The organism is Candidatus Eisenbacteria bacterium (assembly GCA_016235265.1).
GTDB lineage: Bacteria > Eisenbacteria > RBG-16-71-46 > RBG-16-71-46 > JACRLI01 > JACRLI01.
This window is the reverse complement of record JACRLI010000002.1, coordinates 79,686-99,900: the sequence shown is the minus strand read 5'-3', so window position 1 is coordinate 99,900 and position 20,215 is coordinate 79,686. Positions and strand designations below refer to the sequence as shown.

Here is a 20,215-nt window from a genome sequence, read left to right as displayed (position 1 = left end):
GGTCTCCATTCCCGGGCGGCGTGCCCGAATCTCCGTCTCAGCGCGGGCCGGCGGGCGGAACCAGCCGGTCCAGGTCGAGGTTGAGTTGCAGCACATTCACGCGCGGCTCGCCCAGGAATCCCAACCTGCGGGGCTCCACGTGACGGGCCGCCAGTCGCTCCACGGCGGCCGGGTCGAGCCCGCGGGCTCGAGCCACGCGCGCGATCTGCAGCCGGGCGTTCTCCGGGCTGATGTGCGGGTCCAGCCCGCTCGCGGAGCGGGTCACCGCGTCGGCGGGCACCGGAGCCGAGGCTGCCAGCAGGTTCTCCCGCCGGTAGCCGGCGGCGAGGTCCGCCACTCCGTCGAAGTTCGAGGCATCGTCCTTCCCGTCAGGCAGGGTCCGGTGGACCCCCAGCAGCAGCTTGCGACTGGTCGGGCCCAGGTTCGTGCCGCCCGAACTGGCGCCGTCGTATCCGGAACCTGCGGCCGAGGGCCGCGGGTGGAAGTAGCCGGACCGGGTGAATCCCTGCGCGATCAGGGTGGAGCCCACGGTCACGCCGTCGCGGACCACCAGGCTCCCCGCCGCCTGTCGCGGGAACAGCGCCCGTCCCAGTCCGGTGATCGCCACCGGGAACAGCAGGCCCGTGAGCAAGGTCATCACCAGCACCATCGTCACGGCGGACCAGAGCTGTCGGATCATCGTTCCTCCAGTGAAAGCCCGGGACGGGACGCCCCGTGGCGCCCCGTCCCTGGCCTCATGCCAGGCGCAACGCCACCAGGAGTCGGTCCAGCAGCCAGATTCCCGGGAAGGGCACGAGCAACCCGCCCAGGCCGTAGACGAGCAGGTTGCGCCGCAACACCGCCGCGGCGCCCATCGGCCTGTACGGCACCCCGCGCAGCGCCAGGGGGATCAGCGCCACGATGATCAGCGCATTGAAGATCACCGCCGCCAGCACCGCCGAGTGCGGGCTGGTGAGCCGCATCACATTGAGCGCGCCCAGGGCCGGATAGGTGGCCGCAAACATCGCGGGGATGATGGCGAAGTACTTGGCGACGTCGTTGGCGATGCTGAACGTGGTCAGCGACCCCCGGGTCATCAGCAGTTGCTTGCCGATTTCGACCACTTCGATCAGCTTGGTGGGGTTGCTGTCGAGGTCCACCATGTTGCCGGCCTCCTTGGCGGCCTGCGTGCCGGTGTTCATCGCCAGGCCCACGTCGGCCTGGGCCAGGGCCGGGGCGTCGTTGGTCCCGTCGCCGGTCATGGCCACCAGCTTGCCGCCCGCCTGCTCCTCGCGGATGAGCTTCATCTTGGTCTCGGGGGTGGCCTCCGCCAGGAAATCATCCACCCCCGCCTCGGCCGCGATGGCCGCCGCGGTGAGCGGGTTGTCGCCGGTGATCATCACCGTGCGGATGCCCATGCGGCGGAGCTGCTCGAAGCGGTTGCGCGTCCCGCCCTTGACCACGTCCTTGAGGTGGATCACGCCCAGCGGGCGGGCGTCGCGCGCCACGACCAGCGGAGTGCCCCCCGAGGTGGCCACGCCCGCGACCAGGGGGCCCAGCTCCGCGGGCCAGGTGCCGCCCCTGCGCTCCACGTACAGGCGCACCGCGTCCGCGGCCCCCTTGCGGATCTCGGCGCCGTTCAGGTTCACGCCGCTCATGCGGGCCTGGGCGGTGAACGGCAGGAATTGCGCCTCCTGCGCCTGCAGCTCGCGGCCCCGCAGGCCGTACTTCTCCTTGGCCAGGACCACCACGCTCCGCCCCTCGGGGGTCTCGTCCGGAAGGGAGGAGAGCTGCGCCGCATCGGCCAGGTCCGCCACGTCCACTCCCGGCAGCGGCAGAAAGCCGACCGCCTGCCGGTTGCCCAGGGTGATGGTGCCGGTCTTGTCCAGCAGCAGCGTGTTGACGTCGCCGGCGGCTTCCACCGCCTTGCCCGACATGGCCAGCACATTGTGCTGCATCACGCGGTCCATGCCGGCGATTCCGATGGCGGAGAGCAGCCCGCCGATGGTGGTGGGGATGAGGCACACCAGCAGCGCCACGAGCACGGTGATCGAGGGCGGCAATCCCGCGCCCGCGGAGCGGACCCCGTAGGCCGCGTAGGGCAGCAGCGTGGCCACGGCCAGCAGGAACACGATCGTGAGGCCCGCCAGCAGGATGTTGAGGGCGATCTCGTTGGGGGTCTTCTGGCGGCGGGCTCCCTCGACCAGGGCGATCATGCGGTCGAGGAACGTCTCCCCCGGGTTCGAGGTGATGCGGACCACGATCCGGTCCGAGAGCACGCGCGTGCCGCCGGTCACCGCGCTGCGATCCCCGCCGCTCTCGCGGATCACGGGTGCGCTCTCCCCGGTGATCGCCGACTCATCCACCGAGGCGATACCCTCGATCACCTCTCCGTCGCCGGGGATCAGGTCGCCCGCTTCGCACACCACCAGGTCGCCCTTGCGCAACTGCTCGGCCGGGACCGCCTCCTCCGGCCCGCCCACCGCCCCCCCAGGGAGCCGGCGCGCGCTGGTCCGGGTCCGGGCCTTGCGCAGCGAATCCGCCTGCGCCCGGCCCCGGCCCTCGGCCATGGCCTCCGCGAAGTTGGCGAAGAGCACCGTGAACCAGAGCCACAGGCTGATGTGGCCCACGAATCCGGCCTCGGGGTCATGCGCCAGCAGGCCTCGGAAGAACAGCCACGTGGTGACCACGCTTCCGACTTCGACCACGAACATGACCGGGTTCCGGGCCACCATCCGCGGGTCCAGCTTGCGGAGCGCCTCCCCCAGTGCCCGGGCGATCACCGGCCCGTCGAGCAGCGGGCGCGGCGCGTTGCGCGAGCCGGCCCGCATCAGAACATCCCTTCTGCGTGCATTTGGAAGTGCTCCACGATCGGCCCGAGCGACAGCGCGGGGAAGTACGTCAGGGCGCCCACGATCAGGACGATTCCCACCAGCAGCACCACGAAGGTGGCGCCGTCGGTCGGGAAGGTCCCCGCCGAGGCGGGCACCACCTTCTTTGCCGACAGGCTCCCGGCCACGGCGAGCAGCGGGATGATCATCAGGAACCGGCCCGCCAGCATCGCCAGGCCGATGGTGAAGTTGTAGAACGGCGTGTTGGCGGTGATTCCGGCGAAGGCCGAGCCGTTGTTGCCGGCGGCGGAATCGAATGCGTACAGGATCTCGGAGAAGCCGTGCGGCCCGCCGTTGTTCACGTTGTTCCACGTGGCGCCCAGGTATGTGCCGGTGAGGCCCACCCGGTTCCAGGGGTGCCCCTGGGGCAGGTCCACCCCGGTGGCCAGCGCGGTGAAGCCCAGCACGCATGCGGCCAGCACCAGCACGGCCAGCATGACCATCTTCACTTCGTAGGGCTCGATCTTCTTCCCCAGGTACTCCGGCGTGCGCCCCACCATCAGGCCGGCGATGAACACGGCCAGGATGGCGAACATCAGCATGCCGTAGAGCCCGGCCCCCACCCCGCCGAAGATGACCTCGCCGGTCAGGATGTTGGCCATCGGCACCAGTCCGCCGATGGGCGTGAAGCTGTCGTGCATCGAGTTCACCGCGCCGCAGGAGGCGTCGGTGGTGACAGTGGCGAACAGCGACGAGCCCGCGATGCCGAAGCGGGTCTCCTTGCCCTCCATGTTGCCGCCCGGCTGCCCCGGACTCGCCCGCATCTCGACCCCGTGGCCCGCGAGCTGGGGGGTGCCGGACTGCTCGAAGTGGCCAGCGGTGAGGGCGCCCGCGAGGAACAGCACGCTCATCGCCGCGAAGATCGCCCAGCCCTGGCGGGTGTTGCCGGCCATGCGGCCGAACATGAAGGTCATTCCGGCGGGGATCAGGAAGATCGCGAGCATTTGGAGCAGGTTGCTCAGCGGCGTGGGATTCTCGTAGGGGTGCGCCGAGTTGGCGTTGAAGAAGCCCCCGCCGTTGGTGCCGAGCTCCTTGATGATCTCCTGGGAGGCCACCGGTCCCTGGGCGATCACCTGGGTGGCCCCTTCCAGGGTCCGTGCCTGCGTGTAGCGGTCGAAGTTCTGCGGCACGCCCTGCCAGATCAGCACCAGCGCGCCCACCAGGCTCAGGGGCAGCAGGACGTACAGGGTCCCGCGGGTGACGTCGACCCAGAAGTTGCCCACCGCCCCGGAACCGCGGCGCACCAGGCCCCGCACGAAGGCGACCGCCACGGCCATTCCGGATGCCGCCGAAGTCCAGTTATGCACCGCCAGGGCCACCATGTTCGAGAAGTAGCTCACGGTGGTCTCGGGCACGTACGACTGCCAGTTGGTATTGGTGGTGAAGGAGGCCGCGGTGTTGAATGCCAGGTCCGGGGTCATCTCCCGCGCCCCGAAGCCCTGGGGGTTGAGCGGCAGATGTCCCTGCATTCGGAGCAGGATGTAGGACAGCAGCATCCCCACGACGCTGAACGCGAACAGCGCCACGGCGTAGGTGGTCCAGCGCATGTCCTCGCCGGGATCCACTCCGCAGACCCGGTAGATGCCGCGCTCGAGGGGTCGCAGCAAGGGGTCCAGCCAGGTGCGCCTGCCCTCGAACACCTGGGCCAGGTGCGCCCCCATCGGCCGGGTGACGAGCAACACCAGGCCGAAGAACGCCAGCACCAGCACCACTCCGTGCGAAGTCATGGTCCGCCGCTCCTAGAAACGCTCGGGTTTGAGCAACGCGTAGAGCAGGTAGCCCAGCAGCAGCAACACCAGCGCCCCCGCCCAGATCAAGTCGAACACGGCCGCCTCACGGTCGCGCGCAGCCGCGGACATAGGCGACGCACGCGAGGAAGAAGATCAGGGTCACGACCAGGTAGAGCAGGTCCAGCACGTCAGGCGCTCCCTGGCAAGCCAGGCGCCGGCCCCCGGTCGACTGCTCACCACGGGGGATTGGACTCTGAACAGGCGTCAGGGGGGTGTTAAGAAGCGGCCGGAGGCGGCCAGGCGGAGCGGGCAGCGGAATTCTGACGGAATCCTGATGCCCGACCGGGCCGTCTTGACGCCGGGCTTGCGCGGTTTCGTGGTGAGATCCTTCCAGGCCGTCCGGCCGGGAGGGCGCATGTTCCACCACGTTCTGGCTCTCAAGATCGTGTCCGCCCCGCTGAGTCTCGCGGGGCTGGGGTTGGCGCTGTGGGCTCGGGGTCGGCGCCGGATCCGGGTATCCCTCGATCCCGGTTCGGGCGGTGACGAAGCGCAGGGACTTTGGCTGACCATCCGCAATGTCGCCGGACGCCCGGAGCGGATTCTCGGAGTTCGCTGCGAGTTCACGCACCCCGATGGCGGCGATTCGCTGGTGGCCTGGCGCCGCGACATCCGGCCCTTCGACCTGGCCCCCGGGCGCTTGCAGCGGCTGCGGGCGTACCCGCTCGAGGGGGAGCGCTGCGCGGCCGGGACCCGGGTCCGCGTGGTCGTGTCCCTGGCGGGCGGAAGGGAGGCACAAAGCCGGAATCTGGAGGCTCCACAGGACGATCCAAGAGGGTATCGAGCCGGACCCCACCCGGGCCCACCCGAGACACCGATGACCCGCATCGTCCACCGGAGGTTCAAGTGAGCAAATGGACTGCCATGCCCTTCGCCGCAGCCCTGCTCGTCGCAGCGGGCATGTCTTCCCCCGGGCCGCGGGCCGAACCCACCGGCCCATCCGGCGCCCCGGACGCGGCCGCCTCGAGCGACCGGGAGGCCCGCAGCCTGCCGGAGCTCATCGGCCGGATCGCGCAGTCCGACTACGCCGGCGACCGGAAGGCGCTCGATCGCCTGTTCGGGGAGGCCGACCGTTTCCTCGGAGACCGGGACACCGAGTCGCGGGTGCGCTACTGGAAGGGGTTCGCGAAGTGGCGCCGGGCGATCAACGGCGCCAACGAGACTCCCGCGCCCACCGACCTGGCCAGCGACGTCGTGATCGCCGCCGGGGAATTGCGCCGCTCGGGCGAGCTGGACTCCGGCTTCGTGGACGCGCGCATCGGCGAGATGCAGTGCCTGGGCCTGGTCCTGTTCTTCGATCGCGGGCGCGCCGGGAACGACGCGCGCATCGCGCGGCTCCGCGAGCTGATGGGTGAGTTGAAGGTGACCGCGGCGGCCAACCCGCGCTATGTTTGGGCCTGGGGCATGGCCTACTTCACGGCGCCTCCCGAGAAGGGAGGCGGGCCCGACCATGTCATCCCCGCGTACTTGAAGGCGCTCGAGGCAATGCGCGGGGGGGCCGGGCGCCCTGGCTCGCCGCTCGATCCCTCGTGGGGCGAGGCGGAACTGTGCGTCAACCTGGCCTACTCCTACTTGAACCGGCCTTCGCCCGACCTGGCCCTGGCGAGGAAGTACGTGGACGAAGCGATCCGGCTCGTTCCGGGCTGGCACTACGCGCGGGACATCCTGCGCCCGCAGGTCGAAGCGGCAGCTTCCGCAGTGCCCGGCCGCTGAGGCCGGCCCCGCGGCGCGCGGCCGCGGACCAGAACCAGGCCGCGGATCAGGCCGCGAACCAGAACCACGAACCAGGACCGCGGACAAGAACCGCGAACCAGAACCTCACCCCTGGCCGCTCGAAAGGCCCGACTTTCATGCCCAAAGGCACCGTCCGGCTCCACCGCGTGCTCCGCGCGACGCCCGAGCGCGTCTACCGCGCTTTCCTCGATCCCGACGCCATGGTCAAGTGGCTCCCGCCGAACGGGTTCACCGGCAGGGTCCAGCACATGGACGCCCGGGTCGGCGGCTCCTACAAGATGTCCTTCACGAACTTCACGACCGACCAGAGCCACGCTTTCGGGGGCGAGTACCTCGAACTCGCCCCGCACGAGCGGCTGCGGTACACGGACAAGTTCGACGACCCCAACCTGCCCGGGGAGATGATCACCACGGTCACGCTGGCGAAGGTCTCCTGCGGGACGGAGCTGAGCGTGGTCCAGGAAGGCATCCCCGAGGTCATCCCGGCCGAGGCCTGCTACCTGGGGTGGCAGGAGTCGCTGATGCTGCTGGCGAAGCTGGTCGAAGCGGAGATTCCATGACGCCGCCCCCGGTGCGGCCGATCGAGCTCGCCGAGATCCGGGAAGCGCGCACGCGCATCGCCGGGACGATTCTGCGCACCCCGCTGGTGCGGCTCGACCTGGGACCGGGGGCGCCGGACATCCGGCTCAAGCTGGAGAACCTCCAGCCCATCAACGCCTACAAGCTCCGCGGCGCGGCGAATGCGGTGGCCCGGCTGTCCGGCAGCGAGCGCGCGCGCGGCGTGTGGACCATCAGCGCCGGCAACGCCGGCCAGGGCGTGGCGTATGCCGCGCGGGCGTCCGGGGTGCCCTGCACCGTCGTGGCCATCGAGACCGCGCCGCAGACCAAGCTCGACCGCATGCGAGCGCTCGGTGCGCGGCTCGTGCTGGTCCCGTACGCGACCGCCTGGCAGACCCTGGAGGACCGTGCCTACCCCGGAGTGGAGGGGGTGTTCGTGCATCCCTTCGACGACGACGACTTCATCGCGGGTCACGGGACGATGGGCCTCGAGATCCTCGAGGACGCGCCGGACGCCGTGGCGGTGATCGCGGGCATCGGCGGGGGCGGGCTGGTCACGGGGGTCGGCACCGCGGTCAAGGCGCTGAAGCCCTCGATCAAGGTGTGGGGTGCGGAGCCGGAGACGGCGGCGCCGCTGGCGCGATCCCTGGCCCTCGGTTCCCCCCAGGAGTTCCCGGACTGGAAGGCGTCCTTCGTGGACGGCGCCGGCGGCCGCAGCGTGTTTCCCCGGATGTGGCAGCGGATGCGGCCGGTGCTCGACGGCTGCATCGTCGTCAGCCTGGAGCAGACGAGGCAGGCGATGCGAATGATGGCGGAAAAGGCGCGCGTGATCGCCGAGGGCGCGGGCGCACTGCCCCTCGCGGCGGCGCTGACCGGGAACGCCGGGGCCGGGCCCATCGTGGCGATCGTTTCGGGCGGCAACATCGACCTGGAATCGTTCAGTGAACTGATCGGGGCGATCCCGCCCCGGGCAAACGGCGCGGATGCGCCGGCCTAGCGGCCGGGCCCATTCAGTTGCGCGGTCGGCGTCCGGGAGCGGCGCGGGGAGAACGCGATGTCCAACGTGACCAGGAGACTCAAGGAACTGGGGCTTGTGCTGCCTGCCCCGCTGCAGCTGCCGCCCGGGGCGGTCCTGCCGTTCCCGTGGGTGCGTGTGGTGGGAACACGTGCGCTGATCTCGGGCCACGGGCCCACGAACGCCGACGGCTCCCTCGCGCAACCCCTCGGGAAGGTGGGCCGCGAAGTATCCGCGGAACAGGCCTACGCTGCCGCGCGCCTGGTGGGTCTTGCGATCCTGGGCAGCCTCGAGCGGGAGCTGGGAGACCTCGATCGGATCGCGTCCTGGACCCGGGCCTTCGGCATGGTCAATTCCGCGCCGGGGTTCAACCGCCAGCCGGGCGTCATCAACGGGTTCTCCGACCTGATCCTCGAGGTGTTCGGCAAGGAAGTCGGCGCGCACGCGCGGAGTGCCGTGGGGATGGCGGAGCTGCCGTATGATATTCCGGTGGAGGTTGAGGGTGAGGTGGATCTGCATCCGCGGGGCGTCTAGCCGACGATTCAAGTGGACCTCTGTGCGCTGACCACTTCGCGGCGGTCGTGGGAGCGCTTACGCCATACGATCACCCTGCAGTGGTGACTCTGGACTGGCGCGACTCGAAAGGAAGTTCTGTGGGCGCGGGGGTGTACTTCATGCGATTGAGCGCGCTCGGGGGCAGAATAGGAGTTGTGCCCGCGCGCGCTCCCAACAGGCCCGGTATAGGCAGGAGACACCATGCGTAGCATCCTCCATTCCCTCGCGATCCTGGCCGTTCTTGCATGCTGCGGCTGCATCCGTACTTCTGTCGCCCCGCCCACCGGCGCGGCCCGCCCCGAGTCCTTGGATTCTGCCTCCGTGGTCGTGCTCAACGAGGATCTGACGGCGCGCCAGGTCTTCCCGGCGACCAATTGGTGGAACGTTGCCGTCGACACGGCCCCCGTGGATTCTGCATCCCAGGCCTACATCAACTGGATCGGCGCCGGAGTGACCCTGCACCCGGACTTCGGGCCTTCCCCCTACGGCATGCCGTACATCACCGTCTCGGGGAGCCAGGCCCTGCTGCCCGTCACGTTCACACTCTACGGATCCGAGAGCGACTCCGGCGCGCCGGGCCGCCCGGTCGGCTACCCCATCCCGGACCAGGCGCGCACCCAGCCCGGCTACCTCGAAGGCGCCGTCGCCGGTGGAGGAACCAGCGGCGACCGCCACATGCTCCTGATCGACCGGGACCACTGGCTGCTGTTCGAGACCTGGGCTACGCACTGGAATTCGTCCGCATCGCGATGGGACGCAGGATCGGGAGCAACGTGGGATCTGAGCGTGAATGGGCGCCGCCCCGAGGGCTGGACCTCGGCCGACGCGGCCGGCCTCGCGATCTTCCCGGGACTGGTCCGCTGGGATGAGGTGTCCGGGTCGAACGAGATCCGTCACGCCTTCCGTTTCACTGTCCGCGCCACCGACGGCTACGTGTGGCCGGCGTCCCACGCGGCCGGCTCGACCAGTGGGGCTCCGCCCATGGGGATGCGGCTCCGGCTCAAGGCGGGCAGGGACATCTCGTCGTTCGCCCCCGAAGTGCAGAAGATCTTCCGGGCCATGAAGAAGTACGGGCTCATCCTGGCCGACAACGGCTCGGACCTGTACATCCAGGGCACCATGGACCCGCACTGGGACAACGACGTGCTCAACCCCGCGTTCCGGGCGCTTGCCGCGAACGATTTCGAGGTGATCAAGCTGGGATGGAACCCGGCGCCCACGAGCGTGCCCTGAGGGGCGCCAACGTTGTAGATGAACTAGTCGCAACCGTTGACCAGCGGCAGCGAAGTGGACGCCTTCACGCCCAGGCCGACGCAGGATTGCAGTTGTGGAAGTTGGGTGGTGAATGCTCGAAGACGCAATGTGTTGTGGTAGAGTCGGACACGCAAAGGCCCCCGTGGCGAGAGAAAGAGCCGTCAGCAAGCCCTTTCTACCACACGGGGGCCTTCGCGTATCCGGAAAACGAGCGCGAGTCGTGAATAATCCGGGTTAGCGATATGCCGTCTTGAGCTGGCCCCAGCTTGTCGGCACGACCGGAGTCGGCACGTAGACGTTCAGGGTCAGCACGCCGTCGACATCGATGCCGCCGCTGGTCGACGGACCCGCGCCGGTCACGTCGGTGATCCGAATGGCGTCGATGAATACCGGGATCCCGGGGATCCCGGTGATGTCGAGCAGGATGGCGTTGATAAAGTTGCCCATCGTCGCCGTGATCGTCCCGACCGGGTAGAACACCCCGGAACTGACGAGTTCGACCTCGAAGGTCGTGGCTTCGGTGTTGTTGTTGCCCGTCCCCGATGCGAGGTTCTTGCCAAGATCGAATATGACGATGTCATACCCACTGTAGCCGGCGCCCGGCAAGGTCGACACTGGCTCCAGGTCGAGCGTGATGAATGGATTGGGCGAGACGGTGTTGGTGCCCAGGCTCACGAACTTCTTGTTGTAGAAAGACGCGGTGGAGTTCAGCGACAGGACGTCGGGAACGTCCTTGGCCGCGGCTTCGATCTCGGTCGTGACCACCGCGTTGCCCGCCCCGCCGGCTGAAGCCGGCGGCACGTCGGCCGGCCCCTGGCGCACCGCCCGAACCCCACGGACCTTGCGCGCACTGGCGCCGCCGCCGCCAGTGATGTGAGTGTAGAGCGGACTGGACTGGAAAGCCGCCATGCTCGAGTACGTCTCGACCCCGATGCCGGCCGCGTTTCCGATCTCGGCCAAACCGGCGGCCAGGATTGTGAGAACGGCAAACCATGTCGGCTTGTTCATTGGTCTCCCTCCTTCCTGTTGGCTGTGGCTCGAATGAGGCGGGTGGAACGGGCTTGTCGCTACGGAGCCACACCCTGGCCAGACGAAATCGCAGGTCAAGCCGAACCGAATGCTCCTGCAGATGCACAATTCTGAACAACCGCGGGACGCGGCAATGCTCGACAGAGGCCCGCCGCGCCCACTTCGCCCTGTTGATCGACTGCGCGCTAGTCTACCCCCTATCCGATAGAATGTAAACTAGGTTATGTTGGCACGCATGCTTCCAGGAGGTTCCTGTGGGCGTGAAGTGCAGTTCGTCGCGAGGGTGAAGCAGCGGACGGGCATTCCTAAGACGAAACCGTTGAATCCCAACGACCTGCCAGTTGTGCGAGAAACGGATCTGGTGGAGCCGTGGAGGGCTCGGCAGCTCCGACCGCTGACGCGATTGACGCGGGCGCCCAGTGGAGGACCACGATGGCCTCGGCGTTCGCGTGGCGACTCGCCGGCGAGCGAGAATCGAATGGCAGTAACCTCACAAGCTTCTCTGTCGCCGGGCTGTGCGATTCGCCTATTTGTATCGGCGGCGGATGCTCCCCCATGTCGAGGGGACAACCGGATCATCCACAACCGTCTGCCCCCGGATCTCCCCGAGAGTGTATTCAACTGAGGTTGCGATGAGGTAGGACCTGAGGAACCCAAGGCCGCAGCCCTCAAGTGTGAGAACCTGGGCGAGACTGTCGGGAACTACGACGAAACCGACGAGCGTGTCGGCCGTACTCCCGGCACCCGCTAGCCGGAGAATAAGTGGACCGTTTTCACTCGAACGGCCCCAATGCACTTGAGCCAGCCTGTGGCCAGCCGGGCGGAGAGGCTGGCGATGGAGGCCGGAGTCCGTCGCATAGCGGGCCTTAGGCCAAGTCACCCACGAAACCGCGCCCCCTCCCCCTCCACTACCACCCCGATCCGCCGGGGCTCCTCGCCCGCCGCGCGCAACACCGCCTCCGCCTCCGCGGCCCGTGCCGCCTCGAACACCAGCACCAACCCGTAACCCAGGTTGAACACCCGGCGCATCTCGGCGTCGTCCACCCCACCCTCGCGGCGGATCCACTCGAACAGCGGCGGCAACGGCCACGGCTCGAACTCCACGCCCAGGCCGTCGGGGATCACGCGCGGCACGTTCTCGGTGAACCCGCCGCCGGTGATGTGCGCGATGGCCCGTGGACGCAGCGGGCCCAGGGCGCGGATGGCGCCCGAGTAGGAACGATGGGGGGCCAGCAGCGCGTCCGCGAGGGTCACTCCGGAACCGGGAACCGCTTCATCGAGCGTATGGCCGCCCGCGTCCAACAGCGCGTGCCGCGCCAGCGAATACCCGTTGGTGTGCAACCCGCTGCTGGGCAGGCCCAGGGCCACGTCCCCGGCGCGCACGTCGCGGCCGTCAATCCAGTCGGCCTTGCGCGCCCAGCCCACCATGCAGCCGGCGAAGTCGTAGTCGCCCTCGAAGTACAGCCCCGGCAGTTCCGCGGTTTCCCCGCCCAGGATGGCCACGCCCTCGCGGCGGCAGGCCGCGGCCGCGCCCTCCAGCACCTCGGCCAGCACCTCGGGGTCCAGGCACGCGGCGGCGAAGTAATCCAGGAAGAATATCGGGGTGCCGCCGTTGGCCAGCGTGTCGTCCACGCAGTGGTTCACCAGGTCCTCCCCGATGCCGCGGTGGCGCCCGCACGCGATGGCCAGCTTGATCTTGGTGCCCACGCCGTCCAGGGTGGCGGTCAGCAGCCGCTCCGGATCGCCCGGAAACGGAAACGCCCCGGAGAAGCCTCCGAAGCGTCCCAGGTCCGTGGGCCAGGTGCTGCGCACAAGCTTGCCGATGCGCTCGCGGGCCGCGGCCGCGCGCGCGCGGTCCACTCCCGCGTCCGCGTAGCGCACGGGCTCAGACCGCCTGCGGGATCGCCGCGGCGGCGGGCGGGGAATGGGTCTCGTCCATGGAGACCTTGACGGTCATGGAGCCGGGAATCGGGATCGCCACGGGGGCGGTCACGGGCTGGGGCGGGACCGGCGACACGCGCAGCACCGCGGGGCGGCGGGCCGCGTCGAGCGAAACGAAGGCCTCCTCCGCGGCGCGCGCCAGCGCCTCCTCCTGCGCCTTGAGGTCGGCGCTGACCAGCCGTTCGAAGGTCTCCACCACCTTCCGGTCGAACTGCGTGCCGCTGTTGCGGCGCAGCTCGGCCAGCGCCACCTGGGGGCTGCGCGCCCGCACGTAGGGACGGTCGGAGGTCATGGCGTCGAAGCAGTCGGCCACCGCGAGGATGCGTGCGCCCATGGGGATTTCCTCGCCCCGGAGCCCGTAGGGATAGCCGCGGCCGTCCATGCGCTCGTGGTGCGCGCGCACGAAGTCGGCGGCGGGACGCAGGCTGCGCACCTGCTCGAACAGGCTGGCGCCCATCACCGGGTGCTGGTCCAGCACCGCCTTCTCGTCGCGCGTGAGCACGCCGGGCTTGGCGATCAGCGGGCGCGCCTCGTTGCTGATCTTGCCCAGGTCGTGCATCAGCGCCGCGTATTCCACCATCTCCGCGTCGGCGCTGGAGAGGCGCAGCTCGCGGGCCACCCGCACGCTGTGCGCGGCCACCCGCAGGCTGTGCTCGCGGGTGTAGGTGTCCACCGCATCCAGCATCTTCGAGATGGCGCGCACGAAGTCCTTCAGGTCGGCGCGTGCCTGGAGGTGCGCCATGAATGAATACCGCGCCAGGAACAGCGGGAACACCGCCAGGGTGGCCGCCCACAGACCGCCGGTGAGCGTGAGCAGAGCCAGCAGCACCCCCAGGGGCAGCATGCTCCAGTGCTGCAGCAGGCCCCACCGGAAGTTGTCGTGCCACAGGGCCAGGGGGTTGCGCTTCTGCATCAGCGAGATGACCAGGGACAGGCCGCCGCTGTTCACCGAGAAGTACACCGCCCCGAGCGCCAGCAGCGGCAGGATGGCCCCCGCGAAGCGGGTGGCCCCCACCTGCCCGCCCATGGCCACGTACACGCTGCCGGCCGCGGCGGTGGTGAGCGCATACAGCCCGGCGTTGAAGGCCACCTTGGGGAGCGGCTTCTTGAGCCACAGCCCCTGGTACAGGAGCACGCTGGTGATGTCGGCCCATCCCACCAACAGCGGGCCGTAGCAGAGGATGCCCGCGTAGTCCACCACCCCCGAGACGGTGATGAACCCGCCGGACGGCAGCTCCATCGCGGTGGCCTCGGTGGCCACCAGCATCAGGGTCCAGACCAGGAATGGGCCGAGGGGAGGCGTGGGTGAGTGGCCCGCGAGCAGGGACAGCGCGCCCAGCCCCGCGGTGAGCATGAGGGTGACGCAGATCTTGACCGGCAGGGAGAGAGGTTCGGGACGCATGACAGCCTCGTCAGACCCAGGGGTTGAGGGCCGATTCGAGGTCGCGCGATGCCCGCGCGGCCGCACTTCGGCGTCCATGCGTTCCCTGGAAACCCGTGAAGTCCATCTCACGGCCGGAGGCGGTGCGCGCCGTTCCCTGGCGCGCCTCCGAGCGTTCCGCGCGGCCGTTCCGCCCGCGCGGCCGGGAGCTCACGCTCCCGGGGGATAAAGGACCGAGTCCATCAAGACCGCTCAGATCAGCTGCGTGGCTACCAGCCGGCGCGGTGAAGAGCGAAAAGGATCAGGCCGATGAGGCCGGAGCCTTCGACGATGAACTTGATCATGAGCGCACCTCCTTAAGTGGTGTACTTCCATGCCAGCAGACCTGGTCAGGAAGGGCGCCGCTTCGCTGTTTGAGGCTCCGCTCAGATCTCAATGGACGTCGGTCTCAGCTCGTATTCGATCTTCTCCCGGCCGCGAAACCGGCCCCACGCCCGGTTGAGGGCGTCGAGCGTGGCCGCCACCACGGCCTGGTTGGGCTCGCCTTCCACCGCCGCGGTTCCGTAATACACGCGCTGGCGGCGGCCTTCGAGGCAGGCCACGGCCACCAGGGCCAGGCGCTGCCCGCCGATCTCGACGAACTCGAGCGCCTCGAGGGCGAACTCGGCCTCGCCGTTGATGAGTTTCTTCAGCGCCTCCAGCACCGCGCTCGCGACCAGCCGGGGCGCGCCCAGGCGCGAGTTGGCCCCGGTGGCGGTGCCCAGCACCTCCTGCTCCCCGTAGCCGATCTCCACCTGCGCCTCGGCCCGGTAGCCGAAGGTCATCACGTTCACGCTCTCGAAACGCAGCCTCGCCGGCTCGCCGTCATAGGACGACAGCCGGACCGGCGGGGGTGGTGCGCCCAGGGCGGGCCCGCCGGGGCCGGCTGCCTGGGAATTCGGAAAGTGGTGCAGTCGGGGGCTCAGGATCGCCGGCTCCTGCGGCGGGGCCGGATCCGGGGCCGCGCACTCGTCCGGCATGGGTTCGGGGGCGTCGGCCCGCGATGCCGTCTTGAGCTGCGCGACACTGATGGTCTTGAAATCGACGCGGACTCCCTTGGCCTTCAGCAGCGACTCCACGTCGCGCGAGACCAACCGCGGGGGGCGCGTGCTGGCGGAAACCACGTGCACTTCCGTGATCGAGCGGCCGTTCCAGACGATGGCCACGTCCTCGATTCCCTCGAGGGTGCGAACGTGGTCCTCCGCCTGCGATACCCAGGCCGGCTTATTCGCTTCGAGTTTCAGGGCGTCCTCCTTGACTCAATCACCTGAACCGAGCTGCTGAGTTTGATTATGCGGGGGCGAGGATATCACGCGGGGAAAGCGAGTCAAGAAACTACTGCGACTCCCCCGGAAGCCGTGGAACGTCAACAGGTTGAGGCGTCGCTCTCAGGAAGGCCGGGAAGGATGGCGAAAGAAGTTTTCCACAACCCGGGCGCGACGCTAGATCAGCCCGTCCATGGCCGGCAGGTCGGTGATCTGGCGCAGGCGGCGGATGCGCTCGCGCATCAGGTCCGGATTGGCGCGCAGCAGCGCGCGCAGGCTGAAGTCCTCGATGGTGAACGAGGCCATCACCGTGCCCATGATCATGGCCTGCCGGTAGGCATCGCGGTCCGCCTGGCCGCAGCGGGACAGCCAGCCCACGAAGCCGCCGGCGAAGGTGTCCCCCGCGCCGGTGGGGTCCACCACGCGCTCCACCGGGTAGCCCGGCATGAGGAAGAGGTCGTCGGGGGTGCGCAGCAGCGAGCCGTGCTCGCCCTGCTTGATGACCACCACCTGGGGCCCGTAGCCGGCGATGATCTCGCAGGCGCGCAGGATGTGCTTTTCCCCGGTGAGCGCGCGCGCCTCCTGGTTGTTCATGATCACCACGTTCACTTCGCGCAGGGTGGCCAGCAGCTCGGGCCGCTTGCCCTCGATCCAGTAGTTCATGGTGTCCAGCACCCGCGCGCCGCGCGTCTGGCGCAGCACCTCCAGTTGCAGGACCGGGTCGATGTTGGCCAGGAACACGTATTCCGCGGAGCGGTAGCTCTCCGGCAGCCGCGGGTGGAAGTTCTCGAACACCCCCAGCTCGGTGGCCAGGCTGAACGCCTGGTCCGGGTCGTCCCCGTAGCGACCGCTCCAGTGGAAGGTCTTCCCCGGCACCACCTCGAGTCCCTCGATGCCCACGCCGCGCTCGCGGAACAGGTCCATGTACTCGCCCGGGAAGTCCTCGCCCACCACGGCGACCAGGTTCACCGGCGAGAAGTGCCGCGCGGTCACCGAGAAGTACGAGGCCGAGCCGCCCAGCACGCCGCGCACGGCGCCGTGCGGGGTCTGCACGTTGTCCAGGCCGATCGAGCCCACGACAAGGATGCCCATGGTCGCTCCGCCCCCTACATCTGTTCCGGCGCCGAGACGCCGATCAGGCCCAGTCCGTTGGCCATCACCAGCCGAACGCCCTGCACCAGCTGCAGGCGCGCCGCCGAGAGCGCGGCGTTGTCCGGGTCCACCACCCGGTGCCGGTGATAGAAGGGATGGAAGGACTGGGCCACGCTCATCAGGTACATGGGAATGCGCTGCGGCTCGCGCGCGCGGACGGCGGACTCCACCGCCAGCGGCAGGCGCATCAGCGTCTTGATCAGCTCCATCTCCTCGGGCTGGCCCAGCAGGGACAGGTCCGCGCGGGCAGGGTCCACCCGGTTCTCGCGCGCGTTGCGCTCCACGCTGCAGGCGCGGGCGTGGGCATACTGCACGTAGAACACCGGGTTCTTGTCCGATTCTTCGCGGGCCAGCGCCAGGTCGAAATCCAGGTGCGTGTTCACGCTGCGCATCAGGAACGAGAAGCGCGCCACGTCGCGGCCCACCTCGTCCACCAGCTCGCGCAGCGTCACCAGCTTCCCGGCCCGCTTGCTCATCTCCACGGCCTGGCCGCCCATCATGAGGTTCACCTGCTGCACCAGCAGGACCTCGATCCAGTCCTCGGGATAGCCCAGCGCCTTCATGGCCGCCTTGAGCCGCGGCACGGCACCGTGGTGGTCCGGGCCAAACAGGTCGATGGCGCGCGCGAAGCCGCGCTCGTGCTTGTCGCGGTGATAGGCGGTGTCGGCCAGGAAGTAGGTGGTCTCGCCCGTCTTCTTCACCACCACGCGGTCCTTGTCGTCGCCGAAGTCGGTGGAGCGGAACCACAGGGCCCCGGCCTCCGCCTCCTTCTCCTCCGCACCGACGTAGATGAAGCCCCGGGCCCTGAGGTCCTCGAGCGCCTCCGTCACGCGCCCGGCCTGGTGCAGCTCGGTCTCGTGGAAGAAGCGGTCGAAGCGCACGCCGAAGCTCTCGAGGTCCGCCTGCTGGCCCGCGAGAATGCGCGTGAGCGCGTAGCGGGTGCAGGCCTCGGCCGCGTCCGCCCGCGCGAGCATCTCCGCGCGGGCTTCCGGGCCCATGGCTTGGGCCATCTCCTTGAGGTACTCGCCGTGGTAGCCGTTCTCGGGGATCACGAGCGCTTCGCCCCCGGCCTCGCGGATGCGCGCCAGCAGCGACTCGCCCAGCTTGCGCACCTGGTTGCCGGCGTCGTTGACGTAGTACTCGGTCCGGGCCTCGAAGCCGCACGCGCGGAACAGGCGCGCCAGCGAGTCGCCCACCGAGGCGGCGCGCGCGCTCACCACGTTGAGCGGACCCGTGGGGTTGGCGCTGACGAATTCGAGGAGCACCTTCTCGCCCGCGCCCCAGTCGGACCGCCCGAATCCGGCGCCGGCCTCCAGGATCTCGGCCAGGCTGCGGCGCACCACGTCGGGGTGGTAGGCGAAGTTGATGAAGCCGGGCCCCGCGATGCTGACCCCGGCGATGAGCGCGGGGTCCAGCCGCGCCCGCAGTTCCGTCACCACCGCCTCGGCCACCGCGCGAGGATTGCCCTTGCCGGCCGCCCGGCCCTTCGAGGCGAGCTGCATGGCCACGTTGGTGGCCAGGTCGCCGTGGGCGCGGTCCTTGGGGGTCTCGAGCAGCACCGGGCCGGGGTCTCCGAGGCCCGCGGCCGCGACGGCGCTACGGACGGCTTCGGTCAGGTACGACGAAATCAAGTGGGATCCTCTCCGCGTCGCCCCACAGCCTCTCCAGGAGGTAGAACTCGCGGGTCTTGGGATGGAACACGTGCACCACGACGTTGACGTAGTCGAGCAGGATCCAGCGCTCCGCCGAATAGCCCTCGCTGTGCCACGGCCGCTGCCCGTGGCCGCGCATCGTGTCCTCCACGTGCTCCGCGAGGGCCTTCACGTGCGGCGCGGACGCGCCGCTGGCCACGACGAAGAAGTCCGTGACCGCCCCCAGCTTGCGGAGGTCCAGGACCTGGATGTCCTCGGCCTTCTTCTCGAAGAGCAGGCGGGCGCAGCGTTCTGCGAACTGGCGTGAGGTCATGGATCAGAGCGCCCGGCTGACGACGTAGCCGGCCGCGTCGTGCAGCGCCTGGCGCGCGTCGGAGACCGGAAACGCGTCGAGCAGGGAGCGGGCGTGCCCGGCGTGGACCGAGGCGAGGTCGCGCGAGTAGCGCTCGCCGCCGCGGCGGCGGACCCAGTCCACCATGGCGTCCCAGTCGCCGTTCACCCGCTCGGGGTGCTCGAGAAGATCGGAGTAGTGCGCGCGCTCCTCGGGCGGGGAGTTGCGCAGGGCGGCGATGTAGGGCAGCGTGACCTTGCCCTCCTTGAGGTCGTTGCCGCGGTCCTTGCCGATGACGCTCTCCTCTCCGACGATGTCAATGAGGTCGTCCGCGATCTGGAAGGCCAGCCCCAGGGAGCGCCCGAAGTCGCGGAACCGCTCCGCCTCCCCCTCGCCGATCCCCAGGTAGGCCCCGATCTCGCACGCCGCCTGGAACAGGACCCCGGTCTTGCCGTCGATCATGCCCAGGTACTCCTGCTCCGTGGTGGTGACCTTGTGCTTGAGGTCCATTTCCAGCAGCTCCGCGGTGCTCATGCGGTGCGTGGCCTGGGCCAGGATGTCGATCAGCGGGTACAGCTTGCGCTCCGCGAGGATCGCGAACGCCTTGGAGTACACGAAGTCTCCCATCAGGATGGAGACCGAGTGGTTGAAGGCGCGGTTCACGGTGGGGCGTCCGCGGCGCAGGTTGCTGCCGTCCACCGAGTCGTCGTGGATCAACGTCGCCGTGTGGATCAACTCCACCACCGTGGCCGCCAGCACCGCCAGGTCCTGGTTTCGGCCACCCAGCCGCGAGACCAGCAGCAGCAGGGTGGGCCGCAGCTGCTTGCCCCCGCCGCCGAGGACGTGCTCCCCCACCTGCCGGATGAGCTCCACGTTGGAGTCCCGCAGCTGCTTCAGGTGGGCATTCATGGCGTCCAGCTCGGCGCGCACGGGCGCCTGGAGGGAGGCCAGAGAAATCGAGCTCAAGCGTGAAACTCCCACTGCCGGGGCCGGGCGGAGCCGGGTGACAGGCCGAGGATGGAAACCACAGGGGAACACCGGAACCGGCTAACGGTACCAGACTCGGGGGGGAGGGTCAACGCAAAGGGGCCGGAGCGTTTAGGTGGCGCGTCGAGGTTCGAACAGGCGCTAGAATGGGATGCATGGACGCTTCCCGACTCGAGATCACCCCCGGACGGCCGCTGCCCATGGCCGAGGTGGAGCTGCGCACCTCCCGCTCGGGCGGCCCCGGCGGACAGCACGTGAACAAGGTGGAGACCCGGGTGGAGGCCCGCTGGAACGTGGACTCCTCCCCCGCCCTTGCCGACGCCGAGCGGGCCCGCGTGCGGGCCCGCCTGGCCCATCGAATTCACGCCGACGGCACCCTGCGCGCGGTGAGCAGCCGTCACCGCTCCCAATCGGCCAATCGCGAGGCCGCCTGCCGGCGCCTCGCCGAACTGGTGGCGGACGCCCTACGTCCGCGCAAGTCGCGCCGCCCCACCCGGCCCACTCGGGCCTCGAAGGAACGCCGGTTGGAGGAGAAGCGCCGCGCGTCGGAGCGAAAGCGGGAACGCCAGACGGAGAACTAGCGGAGGACGCCGAACGCGGATGCCACGGCCGTGCGTCGGATCGGGCCAGCCGGGTTCGTTCGCAGCGAAGTTGGAGGGCGCTGT

The 20,215-nt window shown here is 69.4% G+C and carries 18 protein-coding genes and 1 pseudogene; 7 read left to right on the top strand and 12 right to left on the bottom strand.

All coding sequences use genetic code 11. The features are described 5' to 3' along the window. Positions 1-37: 37 nt before the first annotated feature. The 4 genes from kdpC to kdpF are packed head-to-tail and all read right to left on the bottom strand — an operon-like array spanning position 38 to position 4,729. A complete protein-coding gene (gene kdpC, locus HZB25_00855; protein ID MBI5835767.1) occupies positions 38-679 on the bottom strand; it encodes a K(+)-transporting ATPase subunit C in 642 nt (213 codons plus the stop codon). A 55-nt stretch (positions 680-734) separates the two neighbouring features. Then, complete coding sequence (gene kdpB, locus HZB25_00850) at positions 735-2,810, bottom strand: potassium-transporting ATPase subunit KdpB (protein MBI5835766.1); 2,076 nt, start codon at positions 2,808-2,810, stop codon at positions 735-737. Beyond that, positions 2,810-4,597, bottom strand: a complete 1,788-nt coding sequence (kdpA, locus tag HZB25_00845) for a potassium-transporting ATPase subunit KdpA (GenBank protein MBI5835765.1) — start codon at positions 4,595-4,597, stop codon at positions 2,810-2,812. Before kdpA ends, kdpB begins: the two co-directional genes overlap by 1 nt. A gap of 12 nt (positions 4,598-4,609) precedes the next feature. Then, the gene (kdpF, locus tag HZB25_00840) at positions 4,610-4,729 is read right to left on the bottom strand and encodes a K(+)-transporting ATPase subunit F (protein MBI5835764.1); all 120 of its coding nucleotides are present in this window, start codon (positions 4,727-4,729) and stop codon (positions 4,610-4,612) included. Positions 4,730-5,015: 286 nt separating this feature from the next. Here kdpF and HZB25_00835 point away from each other — a divergent pair, with 286 nt between their 5' ends. The 6 genes from HZB25_00835 (at position 5,016) to HZB25_00810 (ending at position 9,752) form a co-directional block, all read left to right on the top strand. Further along, the gene (locus HZB25_00835) at positions 5,016-5,507 is read left to right on the top strand and encodes a hypothetical protein (GenBank protein ID MBI5835763.1); all 492 of its coding nucleotides are present in this window, start codon (positions 5,016-5,018) and stop codon (positions 5,505-5,507) included. Continuing rightward, the gene (locus HZB25_00830; protein ID MBI5835762.1) at positions 5,504-6,370 is read left to right on the top strand and encodes a hypothetical protein; all 867 of its coding nucleotides are present in this window, start codon (positions 5,504-5,506) and stop codon (positions 6,368-6,370) included. The genes HZB25_00835 and HZB25_00830 overlap by 4 nt, the downstream gene beginning before the upstream one ends. Before the next feature lie 137 nt (positions 6,371-6,507). Next, positions 6,508-6,951: an SRPBCC family protein gene (locus HZB25_00825; protein MBI5835761.1), complete on the top strand. Its 444-nt coding sequence runs from the start codon at positions 6,508-6,510 to the stop codon at positions 6,949-6,951. After that, the gene (locus HZB25_00820; protein MBI5835760.1) at positions 6,948-7,946 is read left to right on the top strand and encodes a pyridoxal-phosphate dependent enzyme; all 999 of its coding nucleotides are present in this window, start codon (positions 6,948-6,950) and stop codon (positions 7,944-7,946) included. Before HZB25_00825 ends, HZB25_00820 begins: the two co-directional genes overlap by 4 nt. Before the next feature lie 57 nt (positions 7,947-8,003). Continuing rightward, positions 8,004-8,498: a RidA family protein gene (locus HZB25_00815; protein ID MBI5835759.1), complete on the top strand. Its 495-nt coding sequence runs from the start codon at positions 8,004-8,006 to the stop codon at positions 8,496-8,498. Between the two features lie 222 nt (positions 8,499-8,720). Further along, positions 8,721-9,752, top strand: coding sequence for a hypothetical protein (locus tag HZB25_00810; GenBank protein ID MBI5835758.1), 1,032 nt, complete (start codon positions 8,721-8,723; stop codon positions 9,750-9,752). A gap of 255 nt (positions 9,753-10,007) precedes the next feature. Here the strand turns inward: HZB25_00810 and HZB25_00805 are convergent, their stop codons facing one another. The 8 genes and pseudogenes from HZB25_00805 to HZB25_00770 all read right to left on the bottom strand — a co-directional run bounded on the left by HZB25_00805 (position 10,008) and on the right by HZB25_00770 (position 19,529). Further along, the gene (locus tag HZB25_00805; protein ID MBI5835757.1) at positions 10,008-10,781 is read right to left on the bottom strand and encodes a hypothetical protein; all 774 of its coding nucleotides are present in this window, start codon (positions 10,779-10,781) and stop codon (positions 10,008-10,010) included. Positions 10,782-11,678: 897 nt separating this feature from the next. Next, positions 11,679-12,683, bottom strand: a complete 1,005-nt coding sequence (locus HZB25_00800) for a phosphoribosylformylglycinamidine cyclo-ligase (protein ID MBI5835756.1) — start codon at positions 12,681-12,683, stop codon at positions 11,679-11,681. A 4-nt stretch (positions 12,684-12,687) separates the two neighbouring features. Beyond that, the gene (locus HZB25_00795; GenBank protein MBI5835755.1) at positions 12,688-14,145 is read right to left on the bottom strand and encodes an HD domain-containing protein; all 1,458 of its coding nucleotides are present in this window, start codon (positions 14,143-14,145) and stop codon (positions 12,688-12,690) included. A 404-nt stretch (positions 14,146-14,549) separates the two neighbouring features. After that, complete coding sequence (locus tag HZB25_00790; GenBank protein MBI5835754.1) at positions 14,550-15,329, bottom strand: hypothetical protein; 780 nt, start codon at positions 15,327-15,329, stop codon at positions 14,550-14,552. Between the two features lie 276 nt (positions 15,330-15,605). Beyond that, the gene (locus HZB25_00785) at positions 15,606-16,520 is read right to left on the bottom strand and encodes a sugar kinase (protein ID MBI5835753.1); all 915 of its coding nucleotides are present in this window, start codon (positions 16,518-16,520) and stop codon (positions 15,606-15,608) included. 14 nt (positions 16,521-16,534) lie between these two features. Next, the gene (locus HZB25_00780; protein MBI5835752.1) at positions 16,535-18,211 is read right to left on the bottom strand and encodes an arginine--tRNA ligase; all 1,677 of its coding nucleotides are present in this window, start codon (positions 18,209-18,211) and stop codon (positions 16,535-16,537) included. Positions 18,212-18,227: 16 nt separating this feature from the next. Next, positions 18,228-18,545, bottom strand: a pseudogene (rsfS, locus tag HZB25_00775) (ribosome silencing factor). 3 nt (positions 18,546-18,548) lie between these two features. Beyond that, positions 18,549-19,529, bottom strand: a complete 981-nt coding sequence (locus tag HZB25_00770) for a polyprenyl synthetase family protein (protein ID MBI5835751.1) — start codon at positions 19,527-19,529, stop codon at positions 18,549-18,551. Positions 19,530-19,705: 176 nt separating this feature from the next. Between HZB25_00770 and arfB the strand changes: the two genes are divergently transcribed. Further along, on the top strand, positions 19,706-20,131 hold the full coding sequence (gene arfB, locus HZB25_00765) for an aminoacyl-tRNA hydrolase (protein ID MBI5835750.1): 426 nt from the start codon (positions 19,706-19,708) through the stop codon (positions 20,129-20,131). Positions 20,132-20,215 lie beyond the last annotated feature (84 nt).